This window comes from Arthrobacter sp. zg-Y20 (assembly GCF_030142075.1).
In the GTDB taxonomy this organism is placed as follows: Bacteria; Actinomycetota; Actinomycetes; order Actinomycetales; family Micrococcaceae; genus Arthrobacter_B.
Genome location: NZ_CP126241.1, coordinates 1,349,613 through 1,373,085 on the forward strand (window position 1 = coordinate 1,349,613; position 23,473 = coordinate 1,373,085).

General features: G+C 66.8%; 24 protein-coding genes. 19 read left to right on the plus strand and 5 right to left on the minus strand.

The window, feature by feature from the left end; all coding sequences use genetic code 11:
* Window positions 1-106: 106 nt before the first annotated feature.
* From miaB to dapF, 3 genes are read left to right on the plus strand one after another with little or no spacing between them, the layout of a single operon-like run.
* Entirely contained in the window at window positions 107-1,633 is a 1,527-nt protein-coding gene (gene miaB / locus QNO06_RS06515; protein ID WP_227914020.1) for a tRNA (N6-isopentenyl adenosine(37)-C2)-methylthiotransferase MiaB, read from the plus strand.
* A gap of 12 nt (window positions 1,634-1,645) precedes the next feature.
* Window positions 1,646-2,581, plus strand: coding sequence for a tRNA (adenosine(37)-N6)-dimethylallyltransferase MiaA (gene miaA, locus QNO06_RS06520; protein WP_227914021.1), 936 nt, complete (start codon window positions 1,646-1,648; stop codon window positions 2,579-2,581).
* 35 nt (window positions 2,582-2,616) lie between these two features.
* Window positions 2,617-3,543, plus strand: coding sequence for a diaminopimelate epimerase (gene dapF / locus QNO06_RS06525; protein ID WP_227914066.1), 927 nt, complete (start codon window positions 2,617-2,619; stop codon window positions 3,541-3,543).
* 13 nt (window positions 3,544-3,556) lie between these two features.
* Here dapF and QNO06_RS06530 read toward each other — a convergent pair whose 3' ends face one another.
* Window positions 3,557-4,171 (minus strand): class I SAM-dependent methyltransferase, encoded by a 615-nt coding sequence (locus tag QNO06_RS06530; RefSeq protein ID WP_227914022.1) that lies wholly within the window; start codon window positions 4,169-4,171, stop codon window positions 3,557-3,559.
* Window positions 4,172-4,363: 192 nt separating this feature from the next.
* Here QNO06_RS06530 and hflX point away from each other — a divergent pair, with 192 nt between their 5' ends.
* Both hflX and QNO06_RS06540 read left to right on the plus strand, forming a co-directional pair.
* A complete protein-coding gene (hflX, locus tag QNO06_RS06535) occupies window positions 4,364-5,929 on the plus strand; it encodes a GTPase HflX (protein ID WP_442860194.1) in 1,566 nt (521 codons plus the stop codon).
* Complete coding sequence (locus QNO06_RS06540; protein WP_227914024.1) at window positions 5,922-7,958, plus strand: ATP-dependent DNA helicase; 2,037 nt, start codon at window positions 5,922-5,924, stop codon at window positions 7,956-7,958. The genes hflX and QNO06_RS06540 overlap by 8 nt, the downstream gene beginning before the upstream one ends.
* A 105-nt stretch (window positions 7,959-8,063) precedes the next feature.
* Here QNO06_RS06540 and lexA read toward each other — a convergent pair whose 3' ends face one another.
* Window positions 8,064-8,855, minus strand: a complete 792-nt coding sequence (gene lexA / locus QNO06_RS06545) for a transcriptional repressor LexA (protein ID WP_442860192.1) — start codon at window positions 8,853-8,855, stop codon at window positions 8,064-8,066.
* Window positions 8,856-9,290: 435 nt separating this feature from the next.
* Here lexA and QNO06_RS06550 point away from each other — a divergent pair, with 435 nt between their 5' ends.
* The 8 genes from QNO06_RS06550 (at window position 9,291) to QNO06_RS06585 (ending at window position 15,361) form a co-directional block, all read left to right on the plus strand.
* Window positions 9,291-9,677 carry a LysM peptidoglycan-binding domain-containing protein gene (locus QNO06_RS06550; RefSeq protein ID WP_227914025.1) on the plus strand — a complete coding sequence of 129 codons (387 nt, stop codon included), beginning with the start codon at window positions 9,291-9,293 and terminating at the stop codon, window positions 9,675-9,677.
* 64 nt (window positions 9,678-9,741) lie between these two features.
* On the plus strand, window positions 9,742-10,842 hold the full coding sequence (locus tag QNO06_RS06555; protein WP_227914026.1) for a histidinol-phosphate transaminase: 1,101 nt from the start codon (window positions 9,742-9,744) through the stop codon (window positions 10,840-10,842).
* 133 nt (window positions 10,843-10,975) lie between these two features.
* Complete coding sequence (hisB, locus tag QNO06_RS06560) at window positions 10,976-11,593, plus strand: imidazoleglycerol-phosphate dehydratase HisB (RefSeq protein WP_227914027.1); 618 nt, start codon at window positions 10,976-10,978, stop codon at window positions 11,591-11,593.
* A complete protein-coding gene (hisH, locus tag QNO06_RS06565; protein ID WP_227914028.1) occupies window positions 11,590-12,228 on the plus strand; it encodes an imidazole glycerol phosphate synthase subunit HisH in 639 nt (212 codons plus the stop codon). The genes hisB and hisH overlap by 4 nt, the downstream gene beginning before the upstream one ends.
* Before the next feature lie 5 nt (window positions 12,229-12,233).
* Entirely contained in the window at window positions 12,234-12,392 is a 159-nt protein-coding gene (locus QNO06_RS06570) for a CG2302 family histidine operon protein (RefSeq protein ID WP_227914029.1), read from the plus strand.
* Between the two features lie 23 nt (window positions 12,393-12,415).
* Window positions 12,416-13,165, plus strand: a complete 750-nt coding sequence (gene priA / locus QNO06_RS06575) for a bifunctional 1-(5-phosphoribosyl)-5-((5-phosphoribosylamino)methylideneamino)imidazole-4-carboxamide isomerase/phosphoribosylanthranilate isomerase PriA (protein WP_227914030.1) — start codon at window positions 12,416-12,418, stop codon at window positions 13,163-13,165.
* A 2-nt stretch (window positions 13,166-13,167) separates the two neighbouring features.
* Window positions 13,168-14,016, plus strand: a complete 849-nt coding sequence (locus QNO06_RS06580; RefSeq protein ID WP_227914031.1) for an SseB family protein — start codon at window positions 13,168-13,170, stop codon at window positions 14,014-14,016.
* Window positions 14,017-14,050: 34 nt separating this feature from the next.
* On the plus strand, window positions 14,051-15,361 hold the full coding sequence (locus tag QNO06_RS06585; RefSeq protein WP_227914032.1) for an MFS transporter: 1,311 nt from the start codon (window positions 14,051-14,053) through the stop codon (window positions 15,359-15,361).
* A 70-nt stretch (window positions 15,362-15,431) separates the two neighbouring features.
* On the opposite strand, the gene QNO06_RS06590 is transcribed toward QNO06_RS06585, so the two are convergent.
* Window positions 15,432-15,860, minus strand: a complete 429-nt coding sequence (locus QNO06_RS06590; RefSeq protein WP_227914033.1) for a DUF1844 domain-containing protein — start codon at window positions 15,858-15,860, stop codon at window positions 15,432-15,434.
* Window positions 15,861-16,247: 387 nt separating this feature from the next.
* On the opposite strand from QNO06_RS06590, the gene infC reads away from it, so the two are divergent.
* From infC to QNO06_RS06610, 4 genes are all read left to right on the plus strand, one after another.
* Window positions 16,248-17,249, plus strand: a complete 1,002-nt coding sequence (gene infC / locus QNO06_RS06595) for a translation initiation factor IF-3 (protein WP_442860193.1) — start codon at window positions 16,248-16,250, stop codon at window positions 17,247-17,249.
* Window positions 17,250-17,357: 108 nt separating this feature from the next.
* The gene (gene rpmI / locus QNO06_RS06600; RefSeq protein WP_146363238.1) at window positions 17,358-17,552 is read left to right on the plus strand and encodes a 50S ribosomal protein L35; all 195 of its coding nucleotides are present in this window, start codon (window positions 17,358-17,360) and stop codon (window positions 17,550-17,552) included.
* Window positions 17,553-17,673: 121 nt separating this feature from the next.
* A complete protein-coding gene (rplT, locus tag QNO06_RS06605) occupies window positions 17,674-18,324 on the plus strand; it encodes a 50S ribosomal protein L20, sunset domain variant (RefSeq protein ID WP_227914034.1) in 651 nt (216 codons plus the stop codon).
* Window positions 18,325-18,346: 22 nt separating this feature from the next.
* Window positions 18,347-19,255 (plus strand): TrmH family RNA methyltransferase, encoded by a 909-nt coding sequence (locus QNO06_RS06610; protein WP_227914035.1) that lies wholly within the window; start codon window positions 18,347-18,349, stop codon window positions 19,253-19,255.
* 41 nt (window positions 19,256-19,296) lie between these two features.
* Here QNO06_RS06610 and QNO06_RS06615 read toward each other — a convergent pair whose 3' ends face one another.
* A complete protein-coding gene (locus QNO06_RS06615; RefSeq protein ID WP_227914036.1) occupies window positions 19,297-20,223 on the minus strand; it encodes an NAD-dependent epimerase/dehydratase family protein in 927 nt (308 codons plus the stop codon).
* 129 nt (window positions 20,224-20,352) lie between these two features.
* Here QNO06_RS06615 and QNO06_RS06620 point away from each other — a divergent pair, with 129 nt between their 5' ends.
* Window positions 20,353-21,033 (plus strand): TetR/AcrR family transcriptional regulator, encoded by a 681-nt coding sequence (locus tag QNO06_RS06620; RefSeq protein ID WP_227914037.1) that lies wholly within the window; start codon window positions 20,353-20,355, stop codon window positions 21,031-21,033.
* A gap of 103 nt (window positions 21,034-21,136) precedes the next feature.
* A complete protein-coding gene (locus QNO06_RS06625) occupies window positions 21,137-22,078 on the plus strand; it encodes a cation diffusion facilitator family transporter (RefSeq protein ID WP_227914038.1) in 942 nt (313 codons plus the stop codon).
* Here the strand turns inward: QNO06_RS06625 and QNO06_RS06630 are convergent.
* Window positions 22,017-23,240, minus strand: coding sequence for an MFS transporter (locus tag QNO06_RS06630; RefSeq protein WP_227914069.1), 1,224 nt, complete (start codon window positions 23,238-23,240; stop codon window positions 22,017-22,019). The two genes, QNO06_RS06625 and QNO06_RS06630, sit on opposite strands and share 62 nt — an antisense overlap.
* Window positions 23,241-23,473: the final 233 nt, after the last annotated feature.

A 23,473-nucleotide genomic window follows, 5' to 3' on the forward strand; every position in this document is an offset into this window, starting at 1 on the left:
CTGGTACTAGCCAGTAAACGGTACTAAGGGCGGCAGCGGAATTGCGCCTCGGTGAGGGATTAGGCCTAGTGGGGGACGGCGGCTGACGTACCCTAGGAGGGTGAGCATGACTGTTTCCTCTCCTTCCCCCGTGCCTTCCCCCGTGGCCTCCGAGGCAACACCGCGTACCTATCAGGTCCGGACGTTCGGCTGCCAGATGAACGTACACGACTCCGAACGCATTTCGGGCTTGCTCCAGGACGCCGGATATGTGGAGGCCGACGGCGAGCAGGCGGACATCGTTGTCTTTAATACCTGCGCGGTCCGGGAGAACGCGGACAACAAGCTGTACGGCAACCTGGGCCTGCTCGCGCCCATCAAGGAACGCCGCCCGGGGATGCAGATTGCCGTGGGCGGTTGCCTGGCACAGAAGGACCGGGAAACCATCCTGCGCAAGGCACCCTGGGTGGACGCCGTCTTCGGCACCCACAACATCGGGTCCCTGCCCGCGCTGCTTGAACGCGCGCGGCACAATGCCAAGGCCGAGTTGGAAATCCTGGAGTCATTGGACGTGTTCCCGTCCACGCTGCCCACCAAACGGGACTCGGTGTACTCGGGATGGGTGTCCATCTCCGTCGGCTGCAACAACACCTGTACCTTCTGCATCGTCCCGTCGCTGCGCGGCAAGGAACGTGACCGGCGCCCGGGGGAGATCCTGGCCGAAATCAAAGCACTGGTCGATGACGGCGCCATCGAGGTCACGCTGCTGGGCCAGAACGTGAACTCCTACGGCGTGGAGTTCGGCGACCGCGGTGCCTTCGCCAAGCTGCTGCGCGCGTGCGGCGGCATCGAGGGCCTGGAACGGGTCCGCTTCACCAGCCCGCACCCGGCGGCCTTCACCGACGACGTCATTGACGCCATGGCGGAAACCCCTAACGTGATGCCGCAGCTGCACATGCCGCTGCAGTCGGGCTCGGACAAGGTCCTCAAGGACATGCGCCGCTCCTACCGCTCCAAGAAGTTCCTGGGGATCCTGGACCGGGTGCGGGAACGGATGCCGCACGCCGCCATCTCCACGGACATCATTGTCGGATTCCCGGGCGAGACCGAGGAGGATTTCGCCGCCACCCTCGACGTCGTGGAAAAGGCCCGCTTCGCCAGCGCCTTCACCTTCCAGTACTCCAAGCGCCCCGGCACCCCCGCCGCCGGCCTGCCCGGCCAGCTGCCCAAGGCCGTGGTGCAGGAACGCTATGAGCGGCTCACTGCCCTCCAGGACCGGGTTGCCGCCGAGGAGAACGCCAAGCAGGTGGGCACAACCGTAGAAGTCATGGTCACTGCCGGTTCGGGCCGGAAGGCTGAAGAGACCGGCCGGCTCTCCGGACGTTCCCGGGACCAGCGGCTGGTGCACTTCTCGGTGCCCGACGGCGCCCCTGCACCGCGGCCGGGCGACCTCGTCACCGTCCCGGTCACCGCTGCCGCCGCCTTCCACCTGATTTCCGATCCCGCCACAGCCGCCGACTATTCGCTGCGCCGGTCCCGCGCCGGAGATGCCTGGGACCGTTCGCAGGCCGAATCCTGCGGCGTGCCGGCCGCACCGGCCGGCACCCGCACGGGTGTTTCGCTGGGCATGCCCGCGCTGCCCCCGCGTTCCTAAGGGCGCTGCAGCATGAACCCTGCACCTGAGCGTCCGGTGATTGCCGTCGTCGGGCCTACCGGATCCGGCAAGTCGGACCTCGGCGTAAACCTTGCCCTGGAACTGGGCGGGGAAGTCATCAACGCGGATTCCATGCAGTTCTACCGCGGCATGGACATCGGCACGGCGAAGATCCCGGTTGCCGAACGCCGCGGCGTTCCGCACCACCTGCTGGACATCATGGACGTTACCGAAGAGGCCAGCGTCTCGGCGTTCCAGACCCGGGCCAGGGCACTGGTCGAGGACATCCGGGGCAGGGGCATGTTCCCCATCCTCGTGGGCGGTTCGGGGCTGTACATGCGGGCCGCGCTGGACGTACTGGAATTCCCCGGCACCGACCCCGCTGTCCGCGCGGCACTTGAAGCCGAACTGGAAACCGCCGGGCTGCCCGCGCTGATGGCCCGCCTGCGGGCCGCGGACCCGGTCTCGGCAGAACGGATTTCAGATGCCCGCCGCGTCGTGCGGGCCCTTGAAGTCCTCGAACTGACGGGACGGCCGTTCAGCTCCTTTATGCCCGTCCGCCAGTACTTCCAGCCTGCCGTGCAGATCGGCCTGGAGGTGGACCGTCCCGTGCTGCACCAGCGCCTGGCCGGCCGTGTTGACGCCATGGTGGAACAGGGCCTGCTCGAGGAAGTACGGCGGCTGGAACCGGCCGGACTGCGGACCGGCCGTACCGCCTCGCGTGCGTTGGGCTACGCCCAGTTCCTTGCGGTCCTGGACGGGAAGTCCTCGGTGCCTGAGGCCGCGGAGGCCACCGTTGTTGCCACCCGGCAGTTCGCCCGCCGCCAGCTGACCTGGTTCCGCGCCGACCCGCGCATCACTTGGCTGGGCTTTGACGATCCCGCCCTGGTTACCCGAGCGGCCGACGCCGTCCGTGCCGCCGTGCGGCCCAGTATCCTTGAAGGGTGACCAACACTTCTGCTTCGACGGCATCTGCCGCGTCCCTGCCCGCCTCCGGCCTGCCCGCTGCCGTTGCCGGCCTGCCCTTCGCCAAGGGCCACGGCACCGGCAATGACTTTGTGCTGCTGGCCGATACGGACGGATCCCATGACCTGGCTGCCGCAGACGTGGCAGCTGTATGTGACCGGCACCGCGGAATAGGTGCGGACGGATTCATCCGCGCCGTCCGCTCCGAGTACGTCCCCGAAGGCCGTGCACTGCTGCAGAACGCACCGGAAGCCGAATGGTTCATGGACTACCGGAACGGAGACGGAAGCGTTTCCGAAATGTGCGGCAACGGTGTGCGGGTCTTTGTGCATTTCCTGCTTGAAGAGCACCTGGTGGAACTGGGAGAGGGTGAAAGCCTGGTTATCGGCACCCGGGCCGGGCTGAAGACCGTCACCCGCACGCCCGGAGGCTACGCGGTGGACATGGGCCCGTGGGAGTTCATCTACCCGGACCACGCTGCCGCCAAGTCCATGGACACCGTGGTGAACGCCGGGGGCCTGGAAGTGCCCCGTCCCGGGCTGTCGGTCAGCATGGGCAACCCGCACACGGTGGTTGCCCTGGCCGAGCTGGACGAACTGGCCGCAACCAATCTCACCACCGCGCCGTCGGTGCAGCCCGAACCCTCCAACGGAACGAATGTCGAGTTCGTTGTCCCGGCCGAGCCGCTCGTGGAGGACGGGGTGGGACTGGTGACCATGCGTGTGCACGAGCGCGGCGTGGGGGAGACCCTGTCCTGCGGTACCGGCGCCTGCGCCGCCGCCGTCGCCACGCGTTTCTGGGCCGGTGCCGGTGCGCCCGATGCGTGGGCCGTGACGGTGCCCGGCGGCGTCGTCGGCGTCCGGTTCCTGACCGGTCCCGAAGGCCGCGAACACGTCGAACTCAGCGGACCGGCCGTGCTGGTGGCCCGCGGCATCCTGCTGTAGGAGAAGGCCCGGGCTAGGAGTGCGCGCGTTCCACCTTCAGGATCCGGAAGGACTTGGCGGTGCTGTGGCGGGACACCGCAAAGCCGGCGGGCAGTTCTTCGGTCAGCCAGCGCTGCAGCGAATCCGATCCGAGGTTCTTCTGGACCACCAGCCACGCGGTGCCGCCCGGAGCCAAGCGTGGCAGCCAGAGCAGCAGCAGGGCGTGCAGTTCATCCTTGCCGATGCGGATGGGCGGGTTGGACCAGATGGCGTCAAAGCGCAGCTCCGGATCCACGTCCTCGGGCCGGGCAGCACTAACGTTGGTGCATCCCAGCGAAGCGGCGTTGTCGCGGGTCAGGGCAAGGGAGCGCTCGTTGACGTCCACGGCGTAAACCTGTGCGGCGGGGGACTTCAGCGCCAGGGTGAGGGCCACCGGGCCCCAACCGCAGCCGATGTCCAGGAGATTACCGGTTGCGGGCGGGGCGGGAACTTCGTCCAGCAGTACTGCGGTGCCCTTGTCGATGCCGTCCGGGCTGAAGATGCCGCCGGCGGTCTGGAGCGTCCGTTCGGAGCCGTTGAGCGTGACGCGCAGCGGCCGTCGGACCTCGGGTCCGGACGGTGTGGAAGAGAAATAGTGGTCTGAACCCATAACAGTCCAGATTAGCCGGAACCCGGGCGCGGACAGGAATTTAAGCGGTGCCTGCGGGGTTGGAACAGGTGGAAGTCGGGACAGGAATCCATTGCGCAGACGGTCGGTCTCGCCGGAGAATGTCAGTTCACTGGCCTACCATGTTAAGTACGTTCTCATAAGGAGATTATGACCATCAACAACTCCCGTTCCATGGGTTCCGTCAACGGTGCCGGCTCCGCTTCGGAGCTCAGCGCTTCGGACATCCAAGGGGTCATCGACCGGATCCTTGCGAAGGACAGCGCAGTTGAAGCCAAAACGGTGGAGACCAAGCCGCTGACCCGCACCGGAGTCAACAACGGACGCGCCCAGGCGCTGTCCGACAACACTGAGCATTCCGTCCACGACGGCGAGCAGCAGGACCTCGAGGAGCGGCGCGCGCTGCGCCGCGTCGCCGGCCTGTCCACCGAACTCGAAGACGTCACCGAGGTTGAGTACCGCCAGCTGCGTCTGGAACGGGTTGTCCTCGCGGGACTGTGGAGCGAAGGCACCGCAGAAGATGCCGAAAACTCCCTGAAGGAACTGGCCGCGCTGGCGGAGACCGCCGGATCGGAAGTCCTGGACGGAATCATCCAGCGCCGCCTCAAGCCGGATCCCGGCACCTTCCTCGGCTCCGGCAAGGCCCAGGAACTGAAGGACATTGTCACGGCGACCGGCGCTGACACAGTGATCGTGGACAGCGAGCTCGCTCCGTCCCAGCGCCGCGGACTGGAAGACATTGTCAAGGTCAAGGTCATTGACCGTACGGCCCTGATCCTGGACATCTTTGCCCAGCACGCCAAGTCCCGTGAAGGTAAGGCCCAGGTTGAGCTCGCGCAGCTGGAATACCTCCTCCCGCGCCTGCGCGGCTGGGGTGAATCCATGTCCCGCCAGGCCGGCGGCCAGGTGGGCAGCGCCAGCGCGGGCATGGGCTCGCGCGGTCCCGGTGAAACCAAGATCGAGCTGGACCGCCGGAAGATCCGCACCCGCATGGCCAAGCTGCGTCGCGAAATTGCGGGCATGAAGCCGGCGCGGGAGACCAAGCGTGCCAACCGGCAGCGCAACGCCGTGCCCTCGGTAGCCATTGCCGGCTATACAAATGCCGGCAAATCCTCCCTGCTGAACCGGCTCACCGACGCCGGCGTGCTGGTGGAGAACGCCCTGTTCGCCACCTTGGATCCCACCATCCGCAAGGCACAGACGGAAGACGGGATCGGTTACACGCTGGCGGACACGGTCGGCTTTGTCCGTTCCCTGCCCACGCAGCTAGTGGAGGCCTTCCGCTCCACACTGGAAGAAGTAGCGGACGCAGACCTGATCCTGCACGTAGTTGATGCCTCGCACCCGGACCCGGAAGGCCAGATTGCGGCCGTCCGCACCGTCCTTGCCGAGGTGGACGCCCGCAAGGTGCCTGAGATCATTGTGCTGAACAAGGCCGACGCCGCGGATCCGTTTGTCCTGGAACGGCTGCGCCAGCGCGAAAGCCGGTATGTGGTGGTTTCGGCCCGCACGGGCGAAGGCATCCCGGAGCTGCTCCAGGCGATCTCCGAAGGCATTCCGCGCCCGGGAGTGGAGCTGGAACTGCTGGTGCCGTATGAGCGCGGCGAGATTGTGTCCCGGCTCCACCAGCAGGACGCAGAGATCCTGTCCACGGACCATGTGGAGACCGGTACCCGGCTGCACGTGAAGGTCCGTGAAGGGCTCGCTGCAGAGCTGGAGCCGTTCGTAACCCATGGGTAGGAAGACGCAGCAGGTGCCGGAGCAGGTACTGGAGCTGCTGGACACGGCGGTCACGTCCATGGGCGGACAGAACCGGCCGGGCCAGCACGAGATGGCCCGGCAGGTGGCCGAGGCGATCGAGTCCGGCGAGCACCTGCTGGTCCAGGCCGGCACCGGCACCGGCAAGTCATTGGCGTACCTGGTTCCGCTGATTGCCCATGCCCTCGACAGCGACAAGCCTGCCCTGGTCTCCACGGCCACCCTGGCCCTGCAGTCCCAGATTGTGGGCCGGGACTTGCCGCGCCTGCTGAAGACCCTGGCGCCCAAGCTGCCCCGGGAAGTGGATGTCGCCCTGCTCAAGGGCCGCAGTAACTACGTCTGCGTCCACAAGACCGGCGGCGGGTTCCCCGAGGAAGACGAGGCGGGAACGCTGTTTATGCACGAGCAGGCGGTGTCCCACCCAGCGCCCGCCGGGGGACCCACCTCGGCACTGGGGCGCGACGTCGTCCGCCTGCAGGAGTGGGCACAGGAAACAGAAACCGGGGACCGCGACGAACTGCTGCCAGGTGTCAGCGACCGGGCCTGGCGCCAAGTCTCCGTGACCTCCATGGAGTGCCTCGGGGCGCAGAAGTGTCCCGTGGCGGAACTGTGCTTCAGCGAGCAGGCCCGGGCCAAAGCGGCCGTGGCGGACCTTGTCATCACCAACCACGCCATGCTGGCCATCGCCGCCTTTGAGGGTCTGGCCGTGCTGCCCGATTACGACGTGGTGGTCATTGACGAGGCCCACGAGCTGCAGGACCGCGTCACCGGCGCCGTCACCGGACAGCTGTCCGGGACCGTTATCTCCGCAGCCGTGTCCGCAGCCCGCAAACACACTTCCGCCGCCCTGGAGCCGCTGGCCGCTGCCGGCCGCGCGTTCGACCAGGTCTTCGCACCGGTCCCGTCCGGTCTGCTGGCCGCGGGACTGTCCGAGGACCAGGAGATGGTCCTGGGGCACGTACGCGACTCGGCCCGCACAGCGCTGTCAGATTCCAAGCCCGACGGCGAGAACGTGGACGGCGGGCGCCAGATGGCCCGTTCCCGGCTCATGGCCGTGCAGGAAATGTGCGACCGCATTCTTGATGCCGGCAACTCCGGTGAAGTGGTCTGGGCATCGCGCCCCAGCACGTTCTCTCCCGGTGCCGGATACACGGCGCCCGAAGAAGACTCACCGCCCACCATCAACGTGGCCCCACTGTCGGTGGCCGGCCGGCTGCGCGAAGGGCTCTTCGACGGTCACACCGTGGTCCTGACCTCCGCCACCCTGGCCATCGGAGCAGAATTCGGTCCGGTGGCCGGCGCCCTGGGACTCCTGGGCAGCGGTGCCCCGAAATGGAACGGCACCGACGTCGGCAGTCCCTTTGACTACCCCCGGCAGGGTGTCCTCTACGTAGCCAAGGACCTGCCTAAACCGGGGCGGGGGACATCCCCGGAGCAACTGGACGAGATTGAGGCGCTGATCAAGGCCTCCGGCGGCGGCGCACTGGGTCTGTTCTCTTCCCGGCGTGCAGCCGAGGAAGCGGCTGATGCCCTGCGCACACGGGTGGACTTCCCGATCCTGTGCCAGGGCGAGTCCACCATGTCCGCATTGGTACAGCAGTTCGCCGATGACGACGCGACCTGCCTCTTCGGAACCATGTCCCTGTGGCAGGGCGTGGATGTCCCTGGTGCCTCGTGCCGGCTGGTCATCATGGACCGGATTCCGTTCCCGCGTCCCGATGATCCGCTGATGACGGCCCGCACCCGTGCGGTGGCCAAGGCAGGCGGCAACGGCTTTATGAGTGTTTCGGCAACCCACGCCGCCGTCCGGCTGGCGCAGGGCGCTGGCCGGCTGATCCGGGCCTCCGGTGATAAGGGGGTGGTGGCCGTCCTGGACTCCCGGCTCGCCACCGCCCGTTACGGCAGCTTCCTGAGGGCTGCCCTGCCCCCGTTCTGGTCCACCACGGACCGCGGCGTGGTGCTGCAGGCCCTTGAACGCCTCTCAGCTCAGCCCGCAGGCACCCGGACCTAGGCCGGGCCCCGTCCAGGGGGAAGCGCGAGGCAGGAACGCAGCAGCGCCGTCGGCAGGGAGCCGGCGGCGCTGTACTTATGGGCGCTGTTTTTGGTGCGTGCGGCCCTAGAGAGAACGCATGACCGATACGACCTTGCCCATGATGGTGGCTTCGTCGCCGAGGATGGGCTCATAGCGGGTGTTCTGCGGCAGCAGCCAGGTGTGGCCGTTGCGCTGGCGGAAGGTCTTGACCGTCGCTTCGTCCTCCAGCAGGGCGGCAACAATATCGCCGTTCTCTGCCGTGGGCTGGCGCCGCACCACCACCCAGTCTCCGTCGCAAATGGCAGCGTCCACCATCGAGTCGCCGGACACGCGGAGCATAAACAGGTCGCCGTGGCCAACAAGCTGGCGCGGCAGGGGAATGACTTCCTCCACCTGCTGATCCGCCAGGATGGGCCCGCCGGCCGCAATGCGTCCCACGAGCGGAACCATGGCCGTGTCGATCGCGGTGGTGAGGTCGAAGACATGTGAGCTGCCGGCGCCGGATGCTGCCCCCGCCGTGGACCCTGAGCCGGTTTCCGCCGCTGAACCGTCCGGCGAACCGGATGCGCTGCGGCGGGTTGAAGGCGCGTCGCGAAGCAGCAGGGGGACCAGGATTTCCATGGCCCGGGGCCGTTTAGGATCCCGGCGGATGTACCCCAGCTTTTCCAGCTGGCTCAGCTGGTGGGTAACGCTCGAGAGGCTGGCCAGACCGACGATGTCTCCGATTTCCCGCATAGAGGGCGGGTAGCCGTTGGTACTGACCGAGCGCTGGATGGTCTCGAGGATCTTAGTCTGCCGGGCGGTGAGGCCCTTGGTGCGCACTGCCGGAGCGGGCGCGGCAGGGGCGGGGGTGCTGCCATTGGTAACACGGGCCACGTCGGCTTCCCTTCACGGTAGGCCCGCGGATGCGGACCCGATGGCTTCTTCTTTATGTGCCGGCCGTGCCTGCGGTGCTGGCCGTACCGTTTTGTCGCTTTTCCCGGTTTCCCGGGCGTCCCGGTTTCCCGGTTTTCTCAGTTTTGTCAGTGCCGGGTGATTAGTTGGTATCACCGCTTTCCCGACAGGTTCAACGCTAAGGGAGCGCGGCAAGTTTTTCAAACATATATTCGAGCGAGTCTCGACAATGTTCGTAGATAAGTGCTAGAAATGTTCGAGTACAACTTAGAACGTATGTTCGAGTATGGTCCTGTGACACCTCGCAGGATCCACCAGATGTTCGAATGCAGTTTCTAAGCCCCGCGCAATACCCGGTCCTGCCGGGGATTGTCCGGACGGCGCGGGAGCTGCTCATCGGACCGGAAAGGTATTGACATGTCAGTACACGTACTTCCCAACGCTTCGGTGCGTCCCAGTGCCCCGGCCGGCGCCTCCGCTGCCGCGCGCAGCCAGGCACCGCTGCGCCTCACCCGCCGCGGACGGCTCGTCCTGGTGGGCGCACCCCTGATGTTCTCCACCGCTGCACTTCTGGTCTTTGCGGGTTTCTTCACCGCCCCTGCCATGGCCACCGGGAACTCACCGGAAACTACACGCACCCTGCAGGTATCCGTTTCCACCGGCGACTCACTGTGGTCCCTCGCCACCGAATACGCACCGGAGCGGGATCCCCGGGACGTCGTTGCGGACATCGTGGAACTGAACAACCTGGAAAACGCCACGGTCCCGGCCGGCCGGCAGCTCTACATCCCCGTCGCCTCCTAGCCCGGAACTTCATGCCGGGACACCGGATTCCGCGCCGGGTGCCGCAGCGCCTTAAGCTGTACGGGTGAGTGAACAGCTGGAAAACCTGAACCGACTTCCCCTGCGGGAAGACCTCCGCGGCCTGAGCCCGTACGGAGCTCCGCAGCTGGATGTGCCGATCCTGCTGAACGTCAATGAAAACACCCACGGGCTGCCCCGGCATGTAAGGGAAGCGATCGTTACCGAGGTCCAGGCGGCAGTTGCCGGCCTGAACCGGTACCCGGACCGCGAGTTCACCCAGCTGCGGGAAAACCTGGCCGCCTATCTCGGCCACGGCCTCACCGCTGAAAACATCTGGGCCGGCAACGGCTCCAACGAAGTCCTGCAGCACATCATGCAGGCCTTCGGGGGCCCCGGCCGGAAGGCCATGAGCTTCCCGCCCACCTACTCCATGTACCCGCTGCTCGCCAGCGGCACGGGAACCGCCTATGTCACCGGCACAAGGGAAGCCGACTTCACCCTGGACCCGCAGTCCGTGGCGGAGCAGGTCCGGGCACAGGCGCCTACCATCATCATTCTCTGCACCCCGAACAACCCCACCGGCACCGCCCTGGGACTGGACGCCATCGAGGCGGCCTACGATGCCGGCGCCGCCTCCAACGCAGTTGTCGTGGTGGACGAGGCCTACGCGGAGTTCTCCCACACGGAAACCCCCAGCGCCCTGCAGCTGCTGCCCGGACGCGAGCGGCTGATCGTCTCCCGGACCATGTCCAAGGCTTTCGCCCTGGCCGGGGCCCGGATCGGCTACCTGGCCGCAGCGCCGCAGATCGCCGACGCCCTGCGCCTGGTCCGGCTGCCGTACCACCTCTCCGCCATTACCCAGGCCACGGCCAACGCAGCCCTGACGCACGCCGATGCCCTCCTGTCCAACGTTGAGGACATCAAGGCCCAGCGCGACAGGATCGTCCGGGAACTCACCATTATGGGACTGGCCCCGGCGCCGTCGGACGCCAACTTTGTCCTGTTCGGCGGGATGGAGAACCCGCGGGCCGTCTGGGAAGGGCTGCTGGAAGCCGGTGTCCTGGTCCGTGACATCGGCATTGAGGGGCACCTGCGGGTAACCGCCGGTACCGAAGCGGAAACCACGGCGTTCCTGACCCGGCTGCAGGAACTGCTCGCCGCCTGAGCCGCCCGTCCGTCGGTGCATCCACCTCCCGGCCCCCGGTTCCAGTTCCGGGTGTTGCCCGCTTCGGGACTAAACTGATGACCTGCCGGGGCTTTGCCTATTGCTTCGGCTCCAACCTTCGCGAAGGAACCTCATGACTGTGGAGACCGCCACCGGACGCACCGCCCGCCTTGAGCGGACCACCAGCGAATCGTCCGTCGTCGTCGAACTCGATCTGGACGGCACGGGCCGCGCGGATATCAGCACCTCGGTGCCGTTCTACGACCACATGCTGACCGCGCTGGCCAAGCACTCACTGATGGATCTCACCGTCCGGGCCACGGGGGACACCCACATCGATGTCCACCACACGGTGGAGGACATCGCCATCAGCATCGGCGAGGCGCTGAAGACCGCCCTCGGCACCAAGGCCGGCATCCGCCGTTTCGGCGAAGCCACCGTTCCGCTGGATGAAGCACTGGCGCAGGCTGTCGTCGATATCTCCGGCCGCCCCTATTTGGTGCACTCCGGGGAGCCTGCTGGCCAGGAATACCACCTGATCGGCGGGCATTTCACCGGATCCCTGACGCGGCATGTCTTCGAAGCGATCACGCTCCACGCCCAGATCTGCCTGCACATGCGCGTGCTGTCCGGACGGGATCCGCACCACATTGTCGAGGCCCAGTTCAAGGCCTTCGCCCGCGCCCTGCGCGCGGCGGTTGAATCCGATCCGCGCGTTGAGGGCATCCCCTCCACGAAGGGAGCACTGTGAGTCCCCGCAACGTCACCGTCCTGGACTACGGTTCGGGCAACATCCGCTCCGCCGTGCGCGCCCTTGAGCACGCCGGCGCCAACGTCACGCTTAGCGCCAAGCCGGATGACGTCCTGAACGCCGACGGGCTCGTGGTCCCCGGCGTCGGCGCGTTCGCCGCCGTGATGCAGGGCCTCAAGGACGTGGATGCCCTCCGCATGATCGGCCGCCGCGTGGCCGGCGGCCGCCCGGTGCTGGGTATCTGCGTAGGCCTGCAGGTGCTCTTTGATGAGGGCGTGGAGCACGGGGTCCGGACCAAGGGGATGGGCGAGTGGCCCGGCGTGGTTGAACGGCTCGCGGCCGACGTCGTGCCGCACATGGGCTGGAACACCGTAAAGCCCCCGGCCGGTTCGGCCCTCTTCGACGGTATCGAGGACGAGCGGTTCTACTTCGTGCACAGCTACGGCGTGCAGAAGTGGGACTTCGACGTCACCCAGCCGGCCATGCGACCGCCCCAGGTCACCTGGGCGGACCACGGCGGCCCGTTTATTGCCGCGGTGGAGAACGGTGCGTTGTCGGCTACCCAGTTCCACCCGGAGAAGTCCGGCGACGCCGGCGCAGCACTGCTGAACAACTGGCTTAAGACGCTGGGCTGAGCGCTATGTGGAGCATTCTTCTGATGGGCCTGGCCGGTCTCCTCATTGGCGGCGCGGTGTCTTTCCGCAGCCAGGGCATGTCCAAAATCATTGTCATCAGCTTCTGGGTCCTGGCCGGAATGGCCCTGCTGGGCGCCTACCTGCTGACCCTCGACCTTTCCTGACCCCACCACCGAAAGCACAAGAGATGCCCTTCAGCGAAACACCCGTCCTAGAACTGCTGCCCGCCGTGGATGTGGCCGACGGACAGGCCGTGCGCCTGGTCCAGGGTGAAGCCGGCAGCGAGACCAGCTACGGCGATCCGCTGGAGGCGGCCCTGGCCTGGCAGAACGACGGCGCCGAGTGGGTCCACCTGGTGGACCTGGACGCCGCGTTTGGCCGCGGCTCGAACCTTGACCTGCTCAGCCGCGTGGTGAAGTCCCTCGATATCAAAGTGGAGCTTTCCGGCGGCATCCGTGACGACGAGTCGCTGGACAAGGCGTTGGAGCTCGGCGCAGAACGCGTGAACCTGGGCACTGCGGCACTGGAGAACCCGGAATGGACCGCCAGCGCGATTGCCCGCTACGGGCAGGCAATCGCCGTGGGCCTGGACGTGCGCGGAACCACCCTGGCGGCCCGCGGCTGGACCAAGGAGGGCGGCGACCTGTGGGAGGTGCTCGCCCGGCTCGAAGAGGCCGGTTGCCCCCGCTACGTAGTCACCGATGTCACCAAGGACGGCACCCTGCGCGGACCGAACGTGGACCTGCTGCGGGAAGTGCTCAAACGCACCGACCGTCCGGTGGTGGCTTCCGGCGGAATTTCCAGCCTGGACGACCTCGCCGCCCTGCGCGAGCTGGTTCCGCTGGGGCTGGAAGGAACCATTGTGGGCAAGGCCCTCTATGCCGGCGCCTTCACGCTGCCCCAGGCCTTCGACGTCGCCGGACACCCGGCCCGCTGACCATGGCATCGCGCGAACTCCCGGGCCACATTGCCGCCGCCCTGGCAGGGGCCGGCGGTCCCGCGGACTCTGCCGGCCGGTCCTGGTCCGGACGGGACCTGACCGGCGACGGGAATCCGCTGCATAACTTTGACAGCGACGACGGTCGGGCCGACGCCGGCTACGTCGCCGCCGTCGCGCGCCTCGTTGCCGGGACCGGCAGCGAACCCGAGGTTGTGGCCGCCCTGGCCACCGCCCGCGTGTTCGTGCCCATCGTCGCCGTGCTGGGGGAGGAAGCCGAATCCGACCACGGCCTGACTGCCGACAAACAGGCCGACATGGCGCTCGTGTCGCTGACGGCGCCGGACGGGCGGAAGGCGCTGCCGGTGTTCACCTCGGTGGACGCCTTGGAAAAGTGGCATCCGGAAGCACGGCCCGTGGCCGTTTACACACCACGCGCCGCACTGTCCGCCGTTTCCGAGGATGCGCAGCTGCTGGTCATCGATCCCGGCGCCGATTTCACTTTTGTGGTGCGCCGGCCGGCCATGTGGGCGCTGGCCCAGCAGCGGGAATGGGTGCCCTCCTACGCCGACGCGGAACTGGTGGACTTTGCCCGGGCCGCCGCGGAAGCGGACCCGCGGATCCTGGGCATTACCCTCCAGCAGGGCCAGGGCACCGCGTCACGTACAGCCGCCGGTGAGCCGGTGGGCGGGGGAGGCGCCGGTCCTGAGCTTACAATGGTCGTTCAGCTTGCGCCCGGACTTGGTCCGCAGGACGTCTCTGCCCTGATGGCAGTCCTGCAGGAGCGCCTGACTGCCAACCCCGAGTTTGTTGAGCGTGTGGATTCACTGGATCTGTTGACCACGCGCTGACCCGTCAGGCGTAGCCCGCCAGAAGAGAACCGCCGTGAATTTTGGCCTGTACCGCGAGATGCTGCGGATTGCCCCCATCCGCCGACTTTTGCTGGTGGGAATGGTGGCGAGGTTCCCGCATTCCGCCGCAGGCGTGCTGCTGACGCTGCACGTGGTGAACACCATGGACAAGGGCTACGCGGCAGCCGGCGCGGTGGCCGCGGTGGTGACCATCGGCATTGCCGTGGGTGCGCCGTGGCGCGGGCGACGCGTGGATACCGTGGGGGTGCGCCGGGCGCTGATCCCGTCAGTGATCGCCGAGGCAACCATCTGGAGCATCGCGCCGCACGCCAGTTTCGAGTGGCTGCTGGTACTCGCGCTGATCGGCGGCGTCTTTACCCTGCCGGTCTTCAGCGTGGTGCGGCAGTCCCTGGGCGTGCTGGCCACCGGCGAGCAGCGGCGCACAGCCTTCGCCCTGGATTCAATTGCCACCGAGCTCGTCTTTATGGTGGGTCCTGCCCTCGGAGCCGTCATCGCCACACAGATCTCCTCCGTGGTGGGCCTCACCGCGGTAGGTCTGTCCGCTGCGGTGTCCGGACTGCTGCTCATCTGGTTCAACCCGCCAACGCGGACTGCCGAACCGAAGGACGCCGTGACCGCCGTCGACGAGCAGGAGGCCGCGGCCTCCGCCGTCATCAACGTCGCACCCGCAAATGTGCAGGATGCTCCCATGGAGCTCACCGGAGCCGGCCTCCCCGGCGGACCGCAGAACCTCCTTACCCGGCTGGGCAGGGGACTGGCCGGCAACTTCGGCTGGCTAACCGCCAGTGTGGCCGTGGTGTTCGCCGTTGCCGTGGGTGCCGGGCTGCTGCTCTCCAGCACCGACGTCGGGATTGTGGCCCTCGTGGAAGCCGGCGGCAACCCGTCCGAGGTCGGCATTGTGTTTGTGGCCTGGTGCGCTGCCTCGGCCGTGGGCGGCGTCGTGTACGGCGCCATGAACAAGCGGATTTCGCCCATGGTGCTCCTGCTGGCCATGGCGGTGCTGACCATGCCGATGGGGTTGGCGACCGGCACCCTCAGCCTCGCATTGCTCTCCATTCCGGCCGGGTTGCTCTGCGCGCCCGTGCTGTCCTCGGCATCCGAACGGGTCGCGGACCTGGTGTCCGAGGACCGTCGAGGGGAAGCCATGGGCTGGTACGGTTCGGCGATGACCGCCGGAACCGCACTGGGCGCGCCGGTGGCCGGACTGGCCATCGACGTGATCGGTCCGTGGGCCGGTTTCCTGATGGCGGGCGGCGCGGCCGGGGTGCTTGTCCTGGTGACGCTCTCGGTTCGCCGGCTCGTTCGCCGGCCGGCCGCCCTCTAGCGAAGACAAAAAGACCCGGAGCGCCTGCCGCAGGGGCAGGCGCTCCGGGTCTGTAGCGGTAGCCGGGCCTCTAGCTGACGGGGCCGGTGAACTTCTCGCCCGGACCCTTGCCGGGGGCGTCCTGAATGACGGATGCTTCCCGGAAAGCCAGCTGCAGCGAACGCAGGCCGTCGCGCAACGGCCCGGCGTGCTGGCTGCCGATCTCGGGGGCTGCGGCGGTAACGAAGCCGGCCAGGGCGGTGATCAGCTTGCGTGCTTCGTCCAGGTCCTTCAGCTCTTCGGCGTCGTCGCCTTCAGCCAGGCCGCACTTAACGGCGGCGGCGCTCATCAGGTGGACGGCAGCGGTGGTGATGACCTCGATGGCCGGCACCTCGGCAATGTCGCGCATCTGCTCGGCGACTTCCTGCTGCGCTGCAGCGGCGGATTCGGTCTCTGCGGGTGTTCCCGGGAAGGAGTGGCGGGTTGCCTCGCCTGCCGGATTGCTCTGTGGGGTACTCATACTGGTAAGCTTGTCACAGACCGACTGGTTGTCGTTACTTTCAATGCCCCTTGCGGGCAGGATGAAAATCACACTTTCCTCCTGAAGGCGGCGTCACCGGTATGCAAGCGGAGACCCCTCCCACCCGCGTCAGCCTGACTGCCATTGTGGCGGCAGAGTTGCCGGGTTCAGGTCGGCCCCGGCGGGCCAGCAGCACGGATATTCCGCGCCTGCCAGCACTGCCGGGAGCTAACTGCCTTACGGGCAGTTGATGCCGACCCCTCACGGGCCTTCGATTGCGCTTGCAATTGGAGGCCTTCTTCATTTGCAGGCGGTAGCCGTTTTGAAGAACACAGGAGCTGCAACATTAGCGAGCCAAGAATCAATGATCGAATCCGCGTCCCTGAGGTGCGGCTGGTAGGTCCGGCAGGTGAGCAGGTAGGAGTTGTCCGTATTGAGGACGCGCTTCGACTGGCTGCTGAGTCGGACCTGGATCTTGTTGAGGTAGCACCGCAGGCGAAGCCGCCGGTGTGCAAACTAATGGACTTCGGCAAGTACAAGTACGAAGCCGCCGTCAAGGCACGTGAAGCACGGAAGAACCAGACGAACACCGTTCTGAAGGAAATCCGCTTCCGCCTGAAGATCGACACCCACGACTACGAGACCAAGCGCGGCCACGCCATGCGCTTCCTCGCCGCCGGGGACAAGGTCAAGGCCATGATCCAGTTCCGCGGCCGTGAGCAGCAGCGTCCTGAAATGGGTATGCGGCTGCTGAACAAGTTCGCTGAGGATGTAGCCGAGGTGGGTGTGGTTGAGTCCACGCCGCGCATCGACGGCCGCAACATGGTGATGGTCATCGGTCCGCTGAAGAACAAGGCTGAGGCCAAGGCCGAAGCCCGCCGCGCAACGCAGCGGGCAGATGCCAAGGCTGCTAACGAGGCGATCAAGAACGGCGAGGCACCTGCTCGGGTGGATACCTCGGCGGACAAGGCTCCCATGACGCAGAGCCTGGCGGATCTGCTGCCGGACGGCCTGCGTTTGGGTTCCTCCGCTGCCGAAGCCGATAAGGCCCGTGCAGAGCAGGAACAGGCAGAGAAGGAACAGGCCGCAAAGCGGGCCAAGGCTGCGGCTGCTGAAAAGGCCGCAACCGAAGCACGCCGTGTGGCTGCAGCCAGCAAGCCGGCCGCTGCGCCTGCCGCACCGGCTCAGCCTGCCAAGCCTGCCGAGGCAGCCGCACCGGCCGCAGCACCGAAGCCGGTGTCTGCACCCAAGCCGGCCGCGGTTCCGAAGCCGACTGCTGCACCCAAGCCCGCTGCCCGGCCCAAGCCGGCCGCGGCACCGAAGCCTGCCGGCAAGCCGTCCACCCCTCGGGGAATGTCCGGCCAGCCCAAGCCCGGAACCGCAGAGTAGTTCCACTGCACTGCGACGCCCCGGCGTCCAGTAACAATGCCCTGGCACCCAACGGGTGCCTGAAGCCCCGCGGGCCTGCCCGCGGAAACCTAAAGGAGATCGGTAGACATGCCGAAGATGAAGACCCACAGTGGCGCCAAGAAGCGCTTCAAGCTGACCGGTACCGGCAAGCTCAAGCGCCAGCAGGCTAACCGCCGCCACTACCTGGAGCACAAGCCCTCCACGCTGACGCGCCGCCTGGCCAACGACAAGCTCGTGGCACCGGCAGACGCCAAGGTCATCAAGAAGATGCTGGGCATCTAACTAATTCCCTGATGGCCGTCCCGTCCGGGCCGGTCTCACCCATCAAAGCTTTCCCCGCTCCTGGGCCTTCCAGGCGCAGTGACTTACCAAGTCGGGGAGATTTACCAAAAGGAGTACGCACGTGGCACGTGTGAAGCGGGCGCTTAACGCCCACAAGAAGCGTCGGGTTATTCTCGAGCGCGCCAAGGGTTACCGCGGACAGCGTTCGCGCCTGGTCCGTAAGGCCAAAGAGCAGCTGCTGCACTCGTTTGTGTACAGCTACGGTGACCGCCGCAAGCGCAAGGGCGATTTCCGCCGCCTCTGGATCCAGCGCATCAACGCTGCTTCCCGCGCCAACGGCCTGACCTACAACCGCCTGATCCAGGGCCTCAAGCTGGCCGAGATCCAGGTTGACCGCCGCATGCTGGCCGAACTGGCCGTCAACGACGCCGCTGCGTTCGCCGCACTGGTCCAGATCGCCAAGGATGCCCTGCCGTCCGACACCTCCGCTCCGGCTGTCCAGGCTGCTCCGGCCGCCAAGGCTGCTCCCGTTGCTGACACCAAGCCGGCTGCTGCCGTTGCCACCGCCAAGGGTGGCTTCAAGGCTTCCGAGGGCGACGCCCCCGAAGGTTTCGTTATCAAGGGCAACCTGGGCTCGGGCAAGTACCACGTCCCCGGTTCCACCTGGTACGAGCAGACTGTTGCTGAGTACTGGTTCGATTCCGTTGAAGCAGCCAAGGCTGCCGGTCTGGAACCCGCTGGCGGAGAATCCCGCCAGAAGTTCCAGGGCTAAGGGAATCGGTCTCTAAAAGACGATGAACCTTGAAGGGCGCCCGCAGGCACCGCTGATGTCCAACCCCCGAGCTGATCGGGTCCGTGATGTTGCGAGACTTGCCGGGCGCTCTTCGCGCTTAAAATCCGGCCGTTTCCTGGCCGAGGGGCCGCAGGCCGTCCGGGAGGCGCTGAGCGCACACCGAGCGGCCGCGGCCAACGGCGGCTCTGCCGTCGTGCACGAGGTTTATGCCACCCAGGCGTGCCTGGACCGGCTGCCCGAGCTGGCGGATCTGGCCCGCGGCCTGACGTTGCGCCTGGCCACGGACGAAGTCCTGGCCGCTATGGCAGACACCGTGTCCCCGCAGGGCATCGTCGCCGTCTGCAACATGTCCACAGCGCGCCTGCAGGATGTCCTGGCCGGCGGAGCAAAACTGGTGGCCGTTCTGTGCGAGGTCCGGGACCCCGGTAACGCCGGGACCGTGCTGCGCGCCGCTGATTCCGCCGGCGCCGACGCGGTGGTGCTGACCGCTTCCAGCGTGGACATCTACAACCCCAAAGCCGTGCGCTCCACGGCAGGGTCCTTGTTCCACCTGCCGGTGGTCACCGGAGCCGACTTCGGCGCCGTCATCGAGGCCCTGGGCACAGCCGGAGTGACGGTCCTCGCGGCCGACGGCTACGGCAGCGTGAACCTCGACCGCCTGCAGGACCTCAGTGCGGTGCGCAGGCTTGCTCCTGCCGCTGACCGCCACAACGACGACGCCGGCCTGCCGCAGCTGGAGGCTCCTACCGCCTGGCTGTTCGGCAACGAGGCCCAGGGGCTTTCCGACGCCGAACTTGCCGCCGCCGACCACCGTGTGGCGGTCCCTCTGTACGGCAGCGCCGAGAGCCTGAACGTGGGCACAGCGGCGACTGTTTGCCTGTACGCCTCCGCCCGCGCCCAGAACCGGTAGGACCGGCTGCCGCCGTCGCTGCCGCAGCGCACACCCCGCAGTTAGCGGATCTTCAACCCCGCCGAATTGCGCAGCGTCGACTCCAACGCACCGTCAAAGGGCGTAGCCCGAACGCCCAGGGCTGCTTCGGTTCGGGCGGAATCTGCAGTGAACGACGACGTGAACTGATAGGACGAAGCACCGATCTCCCGTACTTCGGGCAGGAACTTCCCGCCGATTCGGAACAGCGCGGCGGGATAGGAGCGTACCCTGCCCGCGGAACCCAGCAGTTCGTTGACCCGGCGTGCAATGGTGAGCCGGTCCAGGTGCGAGGAGTGCGGAACATGCCAGGCCGTCCCGGACGCGCCGTCAGCTGACGCAGCGGCCAGTGTTGCCGCGATGTCCGGCAGATAAGCCCAGCTATGCGCCAGCGACGGATTCCCCACTACCCAGGCAGTTTTCGAAGCCGCCAGCGGCTTGAGGAAACGCGGACCCAGATGGGCGTTGGCACCGGCGCCCGGCCCGAAGTAGTCGCTGGCCCGCACCTCCGTTGCCTGGATGCGTCCTGCCGTATGCGCCGCCAGCAGTTCCTCCCACATGCGCCGGCGTACTTCGCCCTTCCGGTCGGCCGGATTCAGCGGACTGTCTTCCCGCATGGGCATGTGCGCGCGGCCGTAAGCGTAGAGGTTTCCCATCAGGACGACCCGGGCGCCGGTGGCCTCCGCCGCGGAAATGACGGCCGCAGTGATGGGTGGCCACTCGCGCTCCCAGGCTGGGTAAGGCGGATTGCTGCAAACGTACAGCGCTTCCACGCCGCGCGCTGCCCGCGTGAGGGCTTCGGCGTCCGACGCCTGCAGGCGCACGGCCTCGGTGCCTGGCACCTCGGTTCCGGAACGGGTGCCCACCAGGACGCGCTGGTCCCGTTCGGTGAGATGGGCGGCCAAGGCCCGGCCGACGGCGCCAGCGCCAATGATGAGTGATACCGCCATGTTTCGTCCTTTTCCAGTCTGTTGGTCAGTGCGTGTTGCTTACCGGCTCGACGCTAGACCGCCATGCAGTCAAAAACAAGAGCACTGCTCACAATTGTGTGCACTGATTACTTGAGGCAGGATGAGTGGATGACGAGTTCCACTTCGCCCCAATCGGGGGAGGGGCCCCGGGCCATGGCCCGGCGGCTGCACACCGCCCGTATCCTCGACGCCGCTGAACAACAGCTGGCCGAGGGCGGTCCGGCAAATCTTTCCCTCCGGGCCATCGCCCGCGGCCAGGGGATGGCTTCGTCTGCCATCTACCGTTACTTCGCCAGCGCAGACGAACTGCTCACAGCGCTTATCCTTCGCGCCTATTCGGACCTGGGCGACGCCGCCGAACGCGCTGCATCGAATGCGGCGCCAGGCGAGAAGGGGTTTATGGCCGTCTGCCACGCAGTGCGGGACTGGGCACTGGCCCAACCCCACCGATATGCGCTGATCTACGGCTCACCGGTTCCGGATTACCACGCGCCCGAATCCACGGTGGAACAGGCCGCCCGGGTGCCGGTGGCGCTCCTGCGGCTGCTGCCGCCGGCAAGCGGCCAAGCCGGAGCCAACGGGCTCGACCTGCTGGATCCGGGACTCGTTGCCCTGGCCGAGGGCATCGGAGCCGACCCCCGGCAGCTGCCTGCCGGGGTAGCCGTCTGGAGCCAGCTCTTCGGGCTGGTCAACTTTGAGCTGTTTGGCCACTTCCGCAATGTGGTCGCGGCACAAAGGTCCTTTTTTGATGACACCCTGCGGGCGGCCTACCTCCGGATGAACGGCTGACTGCCGGCCTGCGGCACGTACGGCCCCTGCGGCGGATGTAGCGTATTGGTAACGGCCGCTTTCAGCGAGCCGGTCCACTACACCAAAGAGAAACGGGTTTTACATGTCTGCCAGCGGCGGTAATAAGGCGGTTGTCGCGGCACTGAGCGCCAATCTGGCCATCGCGGCCTTGAAGTTCATTGCTTTCGCCTTAACGCGCTCCTCATCGATGCTCGCTGAGGCCATCCACTCCGTTGCCGACTCAGGCAACCAGGTGCTGCTGCTTTTGGGCGGCAAACGGTCCAGGCGCCAGGCCAGCCCGGAGCACCCCTTCGGCTATGGCCGTGAGCGCTACATTTACGCTTTCATTGTTTCCATTGTCCTGTTCAGCGTCGGCGGACTCTTCGCCCTGTACGAGGCCTACCACAAGTACCAGGACCCGCACCCGATCGAGGGCCAGTGGTGGTGGGTGCCCCTTGCCGTGCTTGTGGGCGCCATGATCGCGGAGGGCTCCTCCCTCCGTACCGCAGTCCGCGAGTCCAACCACACCCGCGGCAAGCAGGGGTGGGTGCAGTTCGTTCGGACCGCCAAGGCCCCTGAACTGCCCGTTGTCCTGCTCGAGGATTTCGGGGCCCTGCTCGGCCTGCTCTTCGCCCTGTTCGGCGTCAGCATGACCCTCTTGACCGGAAACGGCGTTTGGGACGCCTTCGGCACCGCCATGATCGGCATCCTGCTGGTGGCCATTGCCGCTGTCCTGGCGGTGGAGACCAAGTCGCTGCTGCTCGGGGAATCCGCAACGCAGGCTGATGTGCGCCGGATCGAAGAGGCCATCCAGGCCGACCCCGACACCCGCATCATCCACCTCAAGACCATGCACCTGGGTCCGGAGGAGCTGCTGGTAGCGGCGAAGATCGCCATCCCCAAGTGCGAGACCGGACAGGAGATTGCCGACGGCATCAACGCTGCGGAGGAACGGATCCGTGCAGCGGTCCCGATCGCGCGCTCTATTTACCTGGAGCCGGATGTGTTTTCGGCGAAGAAGGCCGGCGATCCAGCACCCCGCTGATCAGGGCAACTGCCAAACCAAGCAGGGCGAGTACCGCTCCCACCACAGCGGGGGAGCGGTACCCCCAGCCCCAGGCAATGACGACGCCGCCCAGCAGGGCGCCCAGCGCGTTGGCAAGGTTCAACGCGGCATGATTCAGCGACGAAGCCAGCGACTGCGCGCCGGGCGACACGTCCAGCAGCCGGGTCTGCAGCGGCGGGGTGAGCATGGAACCGATCAGGCCGACCAGGAACACCAGCACCATGGCGGTCGCGGCGTACTGCACCGCCCACGCGTAGGCGAGCAGGACCACTACCGTCCCGCCCAGGACCGCGTAAATGCTGCCCATGACGTTGATGTCCGCAATCCGTCCGCCGGCAACGTTGCCGATCACCTGTCCCACACCGTAGAGGCCGACGACGACGGGCAGGACGTTCTCCGATATGCCTGCTACTTCGGTCATAGTGGGTGCAATGTAGGTGTAAACGGCGAAGAACCCGCCGAACCCTACCGTTCCCACCAGCAGTGCCAGCCAGACCTGAACCCGCCCCAGCGCGCTCAGCTCCGATTTGATGCTGGCTTCCGCCAGGGCGGGCTGGTAGGGAACAAACCGTGCCACGAGTGCCACTGTCAGCAGTGCAAGCGCCCCCACGAGGACGAACATCCAACGCCAACCGGCCTGCTGGCCCAGCCAGGTGGCAAAAGGAACACCCACCACATTGGCGATGCTCAGCCCCAGCATCACCATGGAGATGGCCCACGCCCTGCGGGTAGGTGCCACCAAGGAGGCGGCAATGACCGCGGCCACACCAAAGAAGGCGCCGTGCGGCAGCCCGGACAGGAAGCGCGTGAACAGCAGCCAGGAATAGTCCGGGGCGAGGAAGGACGAGAGGTTGCTCAGGGCGAAGAACGCCATCAGCCCCATCACCAGCAGCTTCCGGGGCATGCGCGCGCCCAGGGCGGCGAGCACGGGGGCTCCGACAACGACGCCAAGCGCGTAGGCGGAAATCACGTGGCCGCCGGAGGGTACGGAAATGCCGAGGTCGTCGACCATTTCCTGGAGCAGGCCCATGATGCTGAATTCCGTGGTGCCGATGGCAAACCCGCCCACGGCCAGGGCAGTAATGGCCTTGGCAACAGTGGTGCGGCGGGAACCGGAGAAACGCTGGTTGGACAGTGGCATGGGCGCGGAGGTGCTGCGGGTCAAGGCTTCGCTTTCAAGTGGGGTGCGGCTGTGGAGTGCAGCTGCAGCGACGTGGTACAGCTGCGGATGCGGCGTTGCGGAGCAGCCGGCCCGGGGAAATGATCCGCACGGGCCGAAGGCCGGGACGGCATTGTCCCCTCCAGCCTAGTGCAGGGCCGAACCGCGCGGGGCCTGGAGGAAACGACCCGGAGTGCACATAGACTTTTCCCGTG

Coding starts and splice junctions, on each gene's coding strand:
- miaB (WP_227914020.1), top strand. CDS start 107: ATGACTGTTTCCTCTCCTTCCCCCGTGCCTTCCCCCGTGGCCTCCGAG.
- miaA (WP_227914021.1), top strand. CDS start 1,646: ATGAACCCTGCACCTGAGCGTCCGGTGATTGCCGTCGTCGGGCCTACC.
- QNO06_RS06530 (WP_227914022.1), bottom strand. CDS start 4,171: ATGGGTTCAGACCACTATTTCTCTTCCACACCGTCCGGACCCGAGGTC.
- hflX (WP_442860194.1), top strand. CDS start 4,364: ATGGGTTCCGTCAACGGTGCCGGCTCCGCTTCGGAGCTCAGCGCTTCG.
- QNO06_RS06540 (WP_227914024.1), top strand. CDS start 5,922: ATGGGTAGGAAGACGCAGCAGGTGCCGGAGCAGGTACTGGAGCTGCTG.
- QNO06_RS06550 (WP_227914025.1), top strand. CDS start 9,291: ATGTCAGTACACGTACTTCCCAACGCTTCGGTGCGTCCCAGTGCCCCG.
- hisB (WP_227914027.1), top strand. CDS start 10,976: ATGACTGTGGAGACCGCCACCGGACGCACCGCCCGCCTTGAGCGGACC.
- QNO06_RS06570 (WP_227914029.1), top strand. CDS start 12,234: ATGTGGAGCATTCTTCTGATGGGCCTGGCCGGTCTCCTCATTGGCGGC.
- priA (WP_227914030.1), top strand. CDS start 12,416: ATGCCCTTCAGCGAAACACCCGTCCTAGAACTGCTGCCCGCCGTGGAT.
- QNO06_RS06580 (WP_227914031.1), top strand. CDS start 13,168: ATGGCATCGCGCGAACTCCCGGGCCACATTGCCGCCGCCCTGGCAGGG.
- QNO06_RS06590 (WP_227914033.1), bottom strand. CDS start 15,860: ATGAGTACCCCACAGAGCAATCCGGCAGGCGAGGCAACCCGCCACTCC.
- rpmI (WP_146363238.1), top strand. CDS start 17,358: ATGCCGAAGATGAAGACCCACAGTGGCGCCAAGAAGCGCTTCAAGCTG.
- QNO06_RS06610 (WP_227914035.1), top strand. CDS start 18,347: ATGAACCTTGAAGGGCGCCCGCAGGCACCGCTGATGTCCAACCCCCGA.
- QNO06_RS06615 (WP_227914036.1), bottom strand. CDS start 20,223: ATGGCGGTATCACTCATCATTGGCGCTGGCGCCGTCGGCCGGGCCTTG.
- QNO06_RS06620 (WP_227914037.1), top strand. CDS start 20,353: ATGACGAGTTCCACTTCGCCCCAATCGGGGGAGGGGCCCCGGGCCATG.
- QNO06_RS06625 (WP_227914038.1), top strand. CDS start 21,137: ATGTCTGCCAGCGGCGGTAATAAGGCGGTTGTCGCGGCACTGAGCGCC.
- QNO06_RS06630 (WP_227914069.1), bottom strand. CDS start 23,240: ATGCCACTGTCCAACCAGCGTTTCTCCGGTTCCCGCCGCACCACTGTT.